At 72.0% G+C, this 12,643-nt stretch carries 11 protein-coding genes and 1 pseudogene; 8 read left to right on the top strand and 4 right to left on the bottom strand.

Annotation, left to right across the window (positions count from 1 at the left end; translation table 11 throughout):
* The 5 genes from DIZ27_RS37135 to DIZ27_RS37115 form a co-directional block, all read left to right on the top strand.
* Positions 1 to 719, top strand: a 719-nt coding sequence (locus DIZ27_RS37135) for an IS630 family transposase (protein WP_109382794.1), incomplete at its 5' end; no start/stop codon positions are given.
* A gap of 214 nt (positions 720 to 933) precedes the next feature.
* Positions 934 to 1,389 (top strand): DUF6643 family protein, encoded by a 456-nt coding sequence (locus DIZ27_RS37130; RefSeq protein ID WP_109382798.1) that lies wholly within the window; start codon positions 934 to 936, stop codon positions 1,387 to 1,389.
* A gap of 74 nt (positions 1,390 to 1,463) precedes the next feature.
* Positions 1,464 to 2,291, top strand: coding sequence for an MOSC domain-containing protein (locus DIZ27_RS37125; protein ID WP_109382793.1), 828 nt, complete (start codon positions 1,464 to 1,466; stop codon positions 2,289 to 2,291).
* Positions 2,292 to 2,438: 147 nt separating this feature from the next.
* The gene (locus tag DIZ27_RS37120; RefSeq protein ID WP_109382797.1) at positions 2,439 to 3,044 is read left to right on the top strand and encodes a hypothetical protein; all 606 of its coding nucleotides are present in this window, start codon (positions 2,439 to 2,441) and stop codon (positions 3,042 to 3,044) included.
* Positions 3,045 to 3,152: 108 nt separating this feature from the next.
* Positions 3,153 to 5,585, top strand: coding sequence for a right-handed parallel beta-helix repeat-containing protein (locus DIZ27_RS37115; RefSeq protein ID WP_181383876.1), 2,433 nt, complete (start codon positions 3,153 to 3,155; stop codon positions 5,583 to 5,585).
* Between the two features lie 31 nt (positions 5,586 to 5,616).
* Here DIZ27_RS37115 and DIZ27_RS37110 read toward each other — a convergent pair whose 3' ends face one another.
* Entirely contained in the window at positions 5,617 to 8,004 is a 2,388-nt protein-coding gene (locus DIZ27_RS37110; protein WP_109382791.1) for a hypothetical protein, read from the bottom strand.
* Positions 8,005 to 8,306: 302 nt separating this feature from the next.
* Between DIZ27_RS37110 and DIZ27_RS37105 the strand changes: the two genes are divergently transcribed.
* A complete protein-coding gene (locus tag DIZ27_RS37105) occupies positions 8,307 to 9,146 on the top strand; it encodes a DeoR/GlpR family DNA-binding transcription regulator (protein ID WP_109382790.1) in 840 nt (279 codons plus the stop codon).
* A 28-nt stretch (positions 9,147 to 9,174) separates the two neighbouring features.
* Here the strand turns inward: DIZ27_RS37105 and DIZ27_RS37100 are convergent, their stop codons facing one another.
* Positions 9,175 to 10,299, bottom strand: a complete 1,125-nt coding sequence (locus DIZ27_RS37100; protein WP_109382789.1) for a PLP-dependent cysteine synthase family protein — start codon at positions 10,297 to 10,299, stop codon at positions 9,175 to 9,177.
* A gap of 358 nt (positions 10,300 to 10,657) precedes the next feature.
* Between DIZ27_RS37100 and DIZ27_RS37095 the strand changes: the two genes are divergently transcribed.
* Both DIZ27_RS37095 and DIZ27_RS37090 read left to right on the top strand, forming a co-directional pair.
* A complete protein-coding gene (locus DIZ27_RS37095) occupies positions 10,658 to 10,981 on the top strand; it encodes a hypothetical protein (RefSeq protein WP_109382788.1) in 324 nt (107 codons plus the stop codon).
* A gap of 195 nt (positions 10,982 to 11,176) precedes the next feature.
* Positions 11,177 to 11,722 carry an ATP-binding protein gene (locus tag DIZ27_RS37090; protein ID WP_181383875.1) on the top strand — a complete coding sequence of 182 codons (546 nt, stop codon included), beginning with the start codon at positions 11,177 to 11,179 and terminating at the stop codon, positions 11,720 to 11,722.
* A gap of 20 nt (positions 11,723 to 11,742) precedes the next feature.
* On the opposite strand, the pseudogene DIZ27_RS37085 reads toward DIZ27_RS37090, so the two are convergent.
* Both DIZ27_RS37085 and DIZ27_RS37080 read right to left on the bottom strand, forming a co-directional pair.
* Positions 11,743 to 12,030, bottom strand: a pseudogene (locus tag DIZ27_RS37085) (SHOCT domain-containing protein).
* Between the two features lie 160 nt (positions 12,031 to 12,190).
* Complete coding sequence (locus tag DIZ27_RS37080) at positions 12,191 to 12,613, bottom strand: PPOX class F420-dependent oxidoreductase (protein ID WP_109382786.1); 423 nt, start codon at positions 12,611 to 12,613, stop codon at positions 12,191 to 12,193.
* Positions 12,614 to 12,643: the final 30 nt, after the last annotated feature.

Genomic DNA, 12,643 nt, shown 5'->3' with positions numbered 1-12,643 from the left:
TGTCGCAGTCGACCGTCTCGCGCATCTGGCGCACATTCGGCCTCAAACCTCACATGGTCGACACCTTCAAGCTGTCCACCGACCCGCAGTTCATCGACAAGGTCCGCGACATCGTGGGCCTCTACCTCGCCCCGCCCGAGCACGCCCTGGTGYTGTGCGTGGACGAGAAGTCCCAGATCCAGGCGCTGGACCGCTCGGCACCGGTGCTGCCCRTGATGCCGGGCATGCCCGAGCGCCGCACCCACGACTACCTTCGCAACGGCACCACCACACTCTTCGCCGCGTTGAACGTGGCCACCGGGGAGGTGATCGGCCAGCTGCACCGCCGCCACCGGGCCACGGAGTTCAAGAAGTTCCTCGCCCGCATCGACAAGGAGGTGCCCGAGGGGCTGGAGGTACACCTGATCTGCGATAACTACGCTACGCACAAGACACCGGCGATACAGCGTTGGCTCGCGGAGCACCCGCGCTTCCACATGCACTTCACCCCCACCTACTCCTCCTGGCTCAACCAGGTCGAGCGGTGGTTCGGACTGCTGACCGAGCGGCAGATACGCCGCGGCGTCCACAAGAACGTCCAGGCTCTGGAACGCGACATCCGCGCCTGGATCAAACTGTGGAACGAAGATCCGCGGCCGTTCGCCTGGGTGAAGACCGCGGACGAGATCCTCGAACGCCTCGCCGGATATCTTCAGCGAATCAAAGACTCAAGACACTAGTGCCCGCGTGCGGGAAGTCCCACGGGGCATGCGCGGAGAAGTGACGACCAGCCGGTAACCCGTCCGGAACTCGGCTTTTACCAGAAGGCCATCCGAAGTAACAGCCACTTCCTCCAAGTTCGCCCGTTTTAGTGATCCCTGGTCGCTGAGGACACGGAAAACAACCCTCTTATCGGTCTCCCCAACCAGCACATCGTGGGCTTAACTTATGGCCATGACCTCCCCCCGCTCCACTTATGGCGGCGGCTACTACTCCGCCTCCTTCCCGGACACCCCGATCTACGACTCGCTCGTGGCCGAGCGGGGCACCCCGCAGATCGCCCCGATCCGGGTCCCCTCCGCCTACGACGTGCCGGGCAGCCATCTCCCTGCACTTCCCTCGGCGTTGCCCGCCCTCCCGGCGGCACCCTCCCAGCCCGCCTACGGTTACCCGCAGGCGCAGCAGCCGGCCCCGCTCCAGCAGGCGCACGCGCCGTACGTCCCGCAGCAGGCCACCGCGTACATCCCGCAGCAGGCGACCGCACCGCGCGGCTATCCCCAGCCCCAGTCGCAGCCGCCGCGTCCGGCCGCTCCCGGCTCGGGCTACGAGGCGATGCGCCCCGCGGCCCCGCGGCCGGCGCCCGCCCCGTACCAGGACCCGTACAACAACCAGCAGTACCGAGGCTACTGATCCCCGGACACGGAGCCGTTCCGCGGGCCGCCCTGCCCCATGGAGCCGTCGCCGCCGGCCGGCACGACGACTCCATGGGGACCGCACTGCTGCACTCGATTCACGTACATCCGGTCAAGGCTTTCCGGAGCCTGTCCCTCCGGGAGGTCTCCGTGGAGCCCTGGGGACCGGCCGGGGACCGGCGCTGGATGCTGATCGACGACGGGGGGAGGGTCGTCACCCAACGCGGGCATCCACGCCTCGCCCTGGCCGCCGCCGACCTCCTGCCCGGCGGCGGTCTCCGGCTGTCCGCGCCCGGAACGGATCCCGTCACGGTGCCCGTCCCTCCTTCGGGCCGCACCGAGCGGGTGCGGATCTTCCGCGACGACATCGAGGTGGTCCCGGCCGCCGACGACGCCGTGCACGCCTGGTGCAGCGCCTTTCTCGGCATCGGCGTACGCCTGGTGCACCTGGACGACCCGGCCACACGACGGCCGGTCGACCCCGAGTTCGCGCTGCCGGGCGAGACCGTCAGCCTCGCCGACGGCTACCCCCTGCTGCTCACCACCACCGCGTCCCTGGACGCCCTCAACGTCCTCGTCGCCGAGGGCGACCACGCGGGTGAGGGGCCCCTGCCCATGAGCCGCTTCCGGCCGAACATCGTGGTCGGGGGGACCACCGCCTGGGCCGAGGACACCTGGTCGCGCATCACCGTCGGCGAGGTCGTCTTCCGTGTCGCCAAGCCCAGCGGACGGTGCGTGGTGACGACCACCGACCAGCGCACCGCCGAGCGCGGCCGCGAGCCCCTGCATTCGCTCGGCCGACACCGCCGGCTCGACGACAAGCTGGTGTTCGGTCAGAATCTGGTCCCCCTCTCCCCCGGCACGATCCGGGTCGGCGATCGGGTCACGGTCCTCGCCTGACCTCCCCGCCCGGTCGGTCCCGTGCGTGGGCCGCGTCCGCCGGCGAAGGGTGATGTCCCTCTCTCTTCCACGGAACCTCGGACGAACCGCTCCGCCGGGAGCTATCACGGAGGTGGGAATCACGGAAGCGGGAAGGCGGTGCGGCCGGTGCGGGCGATCAGCGGACTGTGGCGCTGGCGGCACAACCCGCTGTGCCGCCCGACCGATCTGGCCGAGGGCTGGGTGGGGCTCGTGGCGCTGTTGCTCGTCGTCCTCGCCGCCCCGGCCGCCGGGGTCCTCGCCGGGGGCGCCACCGAGGACGTCCTGCAGCGTTCCGTGCGCGAACAGCACGAGAACCGGCACCAGGTACGGGCCACGGTGATACGCGAGTTGGACCCCTCCCCGCTGAGCGTCGACCCGGAGGGCTCCGTCGGCGGGGAGCTGCGCACCCGGGTCCTCGCCCGCTGGACCGCCTCCGACGGCACCGGGCACAGCGGCCCGGTGTCGACGCGCCTGAAGGACCCTCGGCCGGACGACCGCTTTCCCCTGTGGACCGACGCCGAGGGCCGCATCACAGCACGGCCGATGGACACGGTGACGGCGACGACGCACGCCGTGCTCGCCGGCTTCGGCGTGACCCTGCTGACGGCTGTTCTGATCGAGGGCGTCAGACGGCTGATCGTCCGGCACATGGTCCACCACCGGTACGTCCGCCTGGACCGGGCCTGGGAGCGGGCGGGCCCCGACTGGGGCAGGACCGGCACCGGAAGCTGACGGCCTGGTGCCTCTGGTCAATGCGACAGCCGTACGCACGCTACGGTGGTCCGGCCGGAGCATTCGACGGCAAACCCGCGTACGACAAGGTGGGGGCACAGCTACGCCATGGCACAGGGCACGGTCCAGGTGACGCACACCGGCACATCGCGATGGCGGCGCCGCACAGGTGAATACGCGTCGCTCGCCGCCGCCCTGGAGGCCGCGGCCGAGGGCGACATCCTCACCGTCGCTCCCGGGACCTACCGGGAGAACCTCGTCGTGGAGCGGGCGGTGACCCTGCGCGGACCCGAGGGCTCGCCCGGCTCGGTGCGCATCGCCCCGGTGGACGGGGTCCCGCTGACCGTACGCGCGTCCGCGATGGTCCAGGACCTGCATGTGGAGGGGCAGGACTCCGCGGCGCCGGCCCTGCTGATAGAGGAGGGCGCCCCGGAACTGCGGGACGTACGGGTGGTCACCCGGTCGGCTGTCGGCATAGAGGTGCGCGGCAGCGCCCGGCCGACGGTCCGCCACTGCACGGTCGACAACCCGGCGGGGGTCGGCATCGCCGTACTCGACGGCGGGGGCGGGGTGTTCGAGGAGTGCGAGGTCGTCGCCGCCGGGCAGGCGGGCGTCGCGGTGCGCGGGGGCGCGCACCCCCGGCTCGAGCGCTGCCGCGTGCACCACACGGCCGGCTCGGGACTCACCGCCACCGGGGAGGACTCGGCGCTGGAGGCGGTGGGTTGCGAGGTCTACGAGGTGCGGGGCAGCGGTGTCCAGGTGACCGGCCGGGCGACCGCGCACCTCACCGACTGCGAGGTGCACCGCACCACCGGCGACGGTGTCACCCTCGACACCGACGCGGTACTGACACTGGCCGACTGCCGTATCCACGACATCCCGGAGAACGCGGTCGATCTGCGTTCCCGCTCCGTCCTCACCATGACCCGCACCGTCGTTCGGCAGTTCGGCCGCAACGGCCTGTCGTTGTGGGACCCGGGCACCCGCGCGGACGCCAACCAGTGCGAGATCTCCGACAGCACCGGCGACTATCCGGCGGTGTGGGTGAGTGACGGCGCGACCGTCGTACTGGACTCCTGCCGGGTGCACGACGTGCCGGACGCCCTGTTCGTCCTCGACCGCGGTTCACGCGCGGACGTGGTCGACAGCGACCTGTCGCAGGTACGCAACACCGCGGTGTCGGTGAGCGACGGCGCCACCGCGCAGCTCGACGACTGCCGGATCCGGGAGGCGGCCACGGGAGCCTGGTTCCGGGACCACGGAAGCGGCGGCACCCTCAGCAACTGCACCCTGGACGGCATGCAGACAGGTGTGATCGTCACCAAGGGAGCCGATCCGACCGTCGAGCGCTGCACCATCGATTCCCCGGCCGAGGCCGGTGTCTACGTCTCGGCCGGTGGCCGCGGCAGCTTCCTGGGCTGCCGGGTCACGGGCAGCGGCGGGTACGGCTTCCATGTGATAGACGGCAGCCGGACCACGCTGCGGAAGTGCCGCACGGAGCGCTGCGCGCGCGGTGGTTACGAGTTCGCCGAGAGCGGCGGGGCGACCGGGGCGGGCGGTCCCGTGGTGGAGGACTGCACCAGTGACGAGAGCGGCCATCTCGCGTCGCCGACGGCACCGGAACCGGCCGTGCAGACCGTGGCCCACTCCCCCGGTCTGCTGGGCGCCGTTCCCGGGCCCCGTGCCGAGCAGGCGCCGCCCGCCCCCGCCGCCGAACCGGAGAAGGAGCTGCGGCCGTCGAAGACCGTGCTCGGTGAACTCGACGCGCTGGTGGGCCTGGAGAGCGTCAAACGGGAGGTGCGGGCCCTCACCGACATGATCGAGGTGGGCCGGCGCCGGCAGCAGGCCGGACTGAAGGCGGCCTCCGTCAAGCGCCATCTGGTGTTCACGGGCTCCCCCGGCACCGGCAAGACCACGGTCGCCCGCCTGTACGGCGAGATCCTCGCCTCCCTCGGCGTGTTGGAGAAGGGCCATCTGGTCGAGGTCTCCCGGGTCGATCTGGTCGGCGAGCACATCGGTTCCACGGCGATCCGCACCCAGGAGGCGTTCGAGAAGGCGCGCGGCGGTGTGCTGTTCATCGACGAGGCGTACGCGCTCTCCCCCGAGGACTCCGGGCGGGACTTCGGCAAGGAGGCCATCGACACGCTGGTGAAGCTGATGGAGGACCACCGGGACGCGGTCGTGGTGATCGTCGCGGGATACACGGCGGAGATGGAGCGGTTCCTGTCCGTCAACCCGGGGGTGGCGTCCCGTTTCTCCCGGACCATCACCTTCGGTGACTACGGGTCCGAGGAACTGCTGCGCATCGTGGAACAGCAGGCCGAGGAGCACGAGTACCGGCTGGCGGCGGGTGCCTCGGAAGGGCTGCTGAAGTACTTCACGGAGATCCCCAAGGGTCCCGCGTTCGGCAACGGCCGCACCGCGCGGCAGACGTTCGAGGCGATGGTGGAGCGGCACGCGAGCCGGGTCGCCCAGCTGCCGGAGCCGAGTACGGACGACCTGACCCTGCTCTACGCCGACGACCTGCCCGAGCTGCCCTGATCCCGCCGCCGCGCGTCACGCGGCGCGGGCCTCACGCGGTGGGCGCGCCGGAGCCGCTGTGGACGCCGCCGTCGGGTTCTCCCGGGTGCCGCGGTGCCGGAACCTCCGGCCGCAGCCGGGCCAGCAGCCGTCGGCGTTCCTCGGCGAAGGCCGGGTCCGCCTGGTAGTCGGAGTGGCCGAGGATCGGCGCGGGCAGCGGATGGGCCTCGGTGCGGCCGTACGCCAGGGGGTCTCCCAGCGGAGGGCGGTCCACCTCGGGACCGCAGTCGCCGGGCAGCCGCACCGGGCCGCCGATGGGGTCGGTGAGCCGGTGGAGGTTGCGCCAGCAGTCGACCTCCTGATGCAGGGCGCCGAGAGCGGCGGGTCCGAAGTGGGCCGGGAACCAGCGGCCGTAGAGCCGCTCCAGCGGGGACCCGTAGGTGAGCAGTGCGACGCGGTTGCGGGTGGCGGGGGTGAGCTGCCAGGCCGCGGCGGCGGCGAGGACGCTTCCCTGGGAGTGTCCGGAGAGCACCAGCCGTCCGCCGGTGGACCGCGTCCAGGTCTCGATCCGCCAGGTCAGGTCCGGCACCGCCCGTTCGGCGTAGCAGGGTGGTGCGAAGGGGTGGGCGGCGCGCGGCCAGAAGGTGCCGACATCCCACAGGATGCCGATCGTGCGCCGCGCGGAGGCGTCCTTGTAGGCGCGCCGGCCCCAGGTGACGAACAGGATGAAGCCGAGTCCGATCAGCCAGGAGCCCAGTGCCTGCGCCGTCTCGGCGGCGCCGTGCACCACGGCGTAGGTGCCTTGTGCGGCCTGGCCGGGCGTCCGGTCGGTGGTCAGGGCGCCGACGAGGGCGCCCGCGCCCAGCAGCAGGGTCGCGGCGGAGGTGACGGCGACGATGCGGGGCGCCCGGTCGGTGAGGGTGGCCATGGCGCGGGCGTAGGCGATCCGCCGGGTACGGGCGGGGTCGCCGGTCTCACCCGGGAACTCGTGTGCCACGGCGGCGCGCTCGTCGCGGGCGATGTGCCAGGCCCGCCGGGCCAGCCAGCCGCAGAGCCCCAGCAGCAGGACGAGCAGGGGCGGGATCACGGACGCCTGCCAGGTGAGCACCACCGGTGGCCCGGGAATCGACGCCCCGGTGCCGTCCAGCCAGTCGGAGACCCGCTGGGCCACGCCGCCGGACATCACGCCGCCCAGTGCGCAGGCCAGCATCGCGACCGCGGGTCCGGCCAGTCCCCGCATGGCGGCACGCCGGTCGGGGGCGCTTCGGTGCAGGGCGTGGGCGACTCCGGCGAGCACGATCACGAGGAGGCCCTGTGCGAGGGTGATGGTTCCGAAGGTCGCATCGCCGGACAGCCGGCCCGCCGACTCCCAGCCGGGGCGCTGCCATCCGGCGTACACCAGGGTCAGGACGAGCAGGGCGAGTGCAGCAAGGGGCAGCAGGCGCACCACGCGGGTGTCGAGTTCGCCGTCCAGTCGGCGGTCGGTGCGGCCGCGGCGGCAGACCACCCACACCACGACGGCCGCGCCGGCGAACAGCGCCGCCTCGAGGAGCGGGCCGAGGACACCCAGCACCACGGGGCCGCCTGGAGCACGGTCGTGGCGGGCGGCCGCGCTGCCGACCGCGGCGGCGACGGTGAGCAGTCCGGCGGCGGTGTGCGCGGCGCGCAGCCGGGCGACCAGGCGACGGCCGTACCAGAAGCCGGGCCGGCCCAGGGCGGTGGGGCCGGCTTCCTCCTCGGGCCCCTCGGGCTCGATCTCGTGGGTCATCGGCTGCTGGGACTCGTACGCGCTCCAGGTGCGCAGGGACAGGTACCACAGCAGCCCGGTCAGGGCTGTGGGCACCAGGGCGGCGAGGGCGAGCCGGCGGCCCGGCAGGCTCCACCAGCCGCCGTCCGAGGCCTCGGGCGACAGGAAGCCGAGCCAGGAGTGCCGCGCGGCGCACGCGTGCGTGCCCGCGCACTGCCAGGCCGCGAGGTCCAGGGCGACCTCGCAGGCGGCCGCGACGAGCAGCACCGTCAGGCTCAGTCCGGCCAGCCGCACCAGCAGTCCGTACAGCCTCACGAGGCGTCTGCGGCCCCGGGCCGTCGGGCGCATCCAGTGGGCGAGGTTGACCACCATGAAGGGCAGCAGCAACAGCCACAGGGCGCGGGTGCCGTTGCCGGAGGTGAGGTTGCACCAGACGTACGCCTCGGGGACCGGGCCGTCCTGGCGGTCGGCGGGCCGGCGCTCCGCGTCGGCGTCGGCGTCGTCGGCACGCCGGAACACGGCGGCGATGTCGTCACCCGTGATCCGCACCGTGCGCGGATCGTTCAGCATCTCCTGCGGGGTGGTACCGCCCACCCCGTGGACCAGGAGTTCCAGGGCCGCTCCGGCTTCCCCGGCCCGCTCGGCCGGGTCGCCCGCGCCCCCGGCCGGTCCGTGTTCCCGCGCACGCTCCACTGCTTCGCACTTCCCCCGTGACACGCCGTCGGATCCGTCCGTGCGGGCACAGGATCTCCCCTGCCGGAGCGGCCCACACCTGTTCTCACGGAATCTCCCCGATCCGGGTGAGGTTCGGGCGGCCCGCGGAACGAATCCACGGGACCACGGTGGCATGTCCGCGACGAACAGCCGAGTGCGCTGCCCTTGTACCGGCATGCGAGGATGGGACGCCGACGCACCGGTGACCAGAAGAACGTGCCAGTCGGACCGGGCGTGTGCGGCGTGTCGGACGGCTTGGCGGCGAAAGGACCGGAGCGTACGTGAGCGAGAATCAGAACCTCCTCGCGGAGCAGCGGCGCGCCCTGATCCTCGACGAGGTCCGGCGCCGCGGCGGAGTCCGGGTCAACGAACTGACCCGCAAGCTCGGCGTGTCGGACATGACGGTCCGCCGCGACCTCGACGCGCTGGCCCGGCAGGGCGTCCTGGAGAAGGTGCACGGCGGCGCGGTCCCGCTGGTCGAGGCCAGCACGCACGAACCCGGTTTCGAGGCCAAGTCGGGTCTGGAGCTGAGCGCGAAGGACGACATCGCGCGGGCGGCGGCCGAACTGGTCGCCCCGGGTGCGGCGATCGCCCTCTCGGGCGGCACGACGACGTACGCGCTGGCCGGCCGGCTGCTCGAGGTGCCCGACCTCACGGTGGTCACCAATTCGGTGCGGGTGGCGGACGTCTTCCACGCGGCGCAGCGCACCTCGGGCCCCCGGCAGGGCACGGCCACCGTCGTGCTGACCGGCGGTGTACGCACGCCGTCGGACTCACTGGTGGGGCCGGTGGCCGACCAGGCGATCGCGATGCTCCACTTCGATCTGCTGTTCCTGGGGGTGCACGGCATATCGGTCGAGGCCGGGCTGTCGACGCCGAACCTCGCGGAGGCCGAGACCAACCGGCGTCTGGTGCAGTCGGCACGGCAGGTGGTCGTGGTCGCCGACCACACCAAGTGGGGCACGGTGGGTCTGAGTTCGTTCGCGTCTCTGGACCAGGTGGACACGCTGGTGACGGACTCCGGGCTGCCGGCCGAGGCCCGCCTCGAGGTCTCCGAGCATCTGCGGCACCTGGTCGTGGCGGGGGAACCCGACGACCCTGCGGATCCCGCGGACGGCTGACCCCGCCGTTCGGACCGCCCGAAAGCCGTCAGTCCGGCCAGGCCCCGGTGCGCAGCAGCGTCTCGATCGACGCCGTGTGCGGGGCGATCTCCAGACCCTGGTCGGCCAGCCACGCGTCCGAGTAGTACTTGTCGAGGTAGCGGTCCCCCGGGTCGCAGAGCAGCGTCACCACGCTCCCCTGCCGTCCTTCGGCCACCATCTCCGCGACGATCCTCAGCGCGCTCCACAGCCCGGTACCGGTGGAGCCGCCCGCCTTGCGGCCGATGGCCTGCTCCAGGGCCCGTACGGCGGCGACGGCGGCCGCGTCGGGCACCTTCATCATCCGGTCGATGGCACCGGGCACGAAGCTCGGTTCCATCCGGGGCCGGCCGATGCCCTCGATGCGGGAACCGCTGTCGCAGGTGACGTCCGGATCGCCGGTGGTCCAGCCCTCGAAGAAGCAGGAGTTCTCCGGATCGGCGACACAGACGCGGGTGTCGTACTGCATGTAGTGGACATAGCGCGCGAGGGTCGCCGAGGTCCCGCCGGTGCCGGCCGTGGCGACGATCCACTCGGGCACCGGGAACGGCTCCGACTCCAGTTGGCGGAAAATGGATTCGGCGATGTTGTTGTTCCCCCGCCAGTCCGTGGCCCGTTCGGCGTAGGTGAACTGGTCCATGTAGTGGCCGCCGGTCTCCGCCGCGAGGACGGACGAGGCCTCGTACATCGTGCGGGGGTCGTCCACGAAGTGGCACCGGCCGCCGTGGAACTCGATGAGGCGGCACTTCTCGGCGCTCGTCGTGCGCGGCATGACGGCGATGAAGGGCACGCCGATCAGCTTCGCGAAGTAGGCCTCCGACACGGCGGTCGAACCGCTGGACGCCTCGATCACCGGGCGGCCCGGACGGATCCAGCCATTGCACAGCCCGTAGAGGAAGAGGGAGCGGGCGAGCCGGTGCTTCAGGCTGCCGGTCGGATGCGTCGACTCGTCCTTGAGGTAAAGGTGGACGTTCCACCGCTCGGGCAGCGGGAAGCGCAGCAGATGGGTGTCGGCCGACCGGTTGGCGTCGGCCTGCACCCTGCGCACGGCCTCTTTCAGCCAGTCGCGGTAGCCGGGGTCGCTGTGGTCGACATCGAGGGTGACGCCGCTCGGGGGCTGTTGGGGGGTACTCACTGCAGGCTCCTTACGCTGAGCGCCGACGGCGTCCCGCGCGGCCGACACCCCCGATCATATGCACCCCGGAATCGCCCCTCACCTGCATAAACACCTCTTTGAGCGGCCCAAAGGCAACCCTGGTACCCCAATCTTGGCCCCCCTGCCGGGGGCGCCCGGGGCGCGGCTGTGGGGGCGCATTCGCGCGAGTGCTTCGGGCACCGCGGGGAACGGAGGTGCGTGCACTGGTGCTCGGCGGCGGGGGCGGGCAGACTGCACCGGCGGAGCAGGGTCCCGGACGGGGGCACACTGGATCTGGACATGAGCCGGCCCGCGGAGCACGGTCCGGTACACCGACGCGCACAAGGGGGCGGGTGGCATGGCCGAGCCGGAGTTCACGGCCAGGGGCGTGCGGATCGGCAGGCGGCTGCGGTCGCTCACCCGGGCCGGGCAGGTCCGGATCAGCGACGGCAGGCTCGAGTTGCTCACCAGCCACGGAACCGAGATCGACAGCGCGCCGGTGCAGGCCGTACGCGCCTCCCGGCCCTGGTTCGCACCCGAGGACCGTGCCCTGGCCGACCTCAACGGCCATCGGTACCTGCTGACGCTGGGCGACCACGACCCGGCGCCGGGCGAGCCGGGACCGCCCGCGGCCCGCCGCTTCATCGAAGCCGTACGCCGGGCTTCGGGCCGCGGCGCCTGAGATGCCCGTGAGTTGCGTCACTTCGGGCCCTGCGTCACGCTGTTTTCACGTCACTCTGGGTTTACCGGCGATAACGCTGCGAACCAGCCCGCCGGCCACGACAGCAGGCGGCCATGTCACGCGGGCACCCTGCTGGATCCGTACTCCGTGTTCTTCCGGACGTCCGTCCGGGCCTGACACCGGGGAGTCGCAGCTGTGATCACTCACCCAAGCAGACACTGCACGGTGGAGCTCCAGGCTCTGCCTTCGAGGATCGGCCAGGTCCGCAGAATCGTATCTGCGCAATTGCGCTACTGGCATATGGAGATTTTGATAGACCGGGCCTCGCTCGGTGTGACGGAGCTGTTGTCCAACGTCCACCGGCACGCCCAGCCCGACAAGATCTGCACGGTCGAGCTGGAAGTACTGCTCGACCGGCTCAAGGTCTCGGTGCGCGACCACGACCCGCGGCTGCCGGTCGTGGCGGACGCCGGTCCGCTCGCCACCTGCGGGCGGGGGTTGGCCATGGTGGCCGCGATGAGCGAGAGCTGGGGCGCGCTGCCGGACGGCGAGTCGGGCAAGGTCGTGTGGTTCACGCTGCCGACGCCGTCCGCGGCTCCCGTCGCGGACTGGGAGCGGTGTCCGAGGATCGACGCCGTCGAGCACTCCGCACACCGGTTCGTGGAGGTCGCACTCGTCGAGCACGCCGTCGAGGGACACCGGCACGAACCGGAACCCGCCCGGTCCGCCGTTGCCGGCTGACCGGGCGGTGACTCCGGTGGTCATGCCGCACCGCCCTTGCCGCGCCGGCCGAACTCCTCGTCCAGGACGGAGAGCCGCCGCCCGTACTCGTCCTCGCCGATCTCGCCGGAGGCGAAGCGGTGGCCGGACACCTTGACCGGCGAGTCGTCCGCCACGGCGGGCCGGCCGGGGCCGGGCCACGGCATCCCCGCCGTACCGTGCGGCGCAGCAGTGCGATGCCGCCGCCGATGACCAGAGCCCGGATCAGGGGGGAAGAGCAGGATCCACGGGCCGGGCCCTCCGGCACCGAAGTGCGCCAGGGTCTGCATGATCGTTCAACTCCTCGGATGCGCTGTCGCGTCGTGGTGACGCGACACTTCCGAGAGTCGTCCCCCAGGGGTACCGGGTCGTCGTACGGCCGGCGGTACCGCGTGTACCCCACGGGAAGTGCCCGGGACGACGGCACCTGCTCCCCTCCCCCCGTCGGGTTCAGGTGGACGACTGGTCGCTGTCCTTCATCGCGCCCCAGCCGTGCCAGCGGTCGACCTCGATCCAGGCGCTGACCCGGGCCCGGGCCCGGTTCGGATACGGGTTGCCGGTGTAGTGCCGGGAGAGGCGGTCGATGTCGGCCAGGCCCTCGTCGTCCTTCAGCTCGACGACGCGGCCGATGAGGGTGACATGGGTGTACCAGTTGTCCTCGTCCAGCACGGTGAGGGTGACGCGCGGGTCGCGGCGCAGGTGCTTCAGTCGGACCCTGCCCTCGTCCAGGCTGATCAGCGCGCGGCCGTCCTCCCACACGTACCAGGTGGGCGTGGAGACGGGTGTGCCGTCGGAGCGGAGGGTGGCCATGACGCAGGGGTTGGGGCGGCGCAGCAGGTCGTCGGCCTCGGAAGGCAGCGGGGGCTTGGACACTACGGACTCCTCGGTGGGTCGTCGGACGGT

It is taken from the genome of Streptomyces sp. NWU339 (genome assembly GCF_003143855.1).
GTDB lineage: Bacteria > Actinomycetota > Actinomycetes > Streptomycetales > Streptomycetaceae > Streptomyces.
The sequence above is the reverse complement of the archived record's forward strand: the minus strand, read 5'-3'. Positions and strand labels throughout refer to the sequence as shown.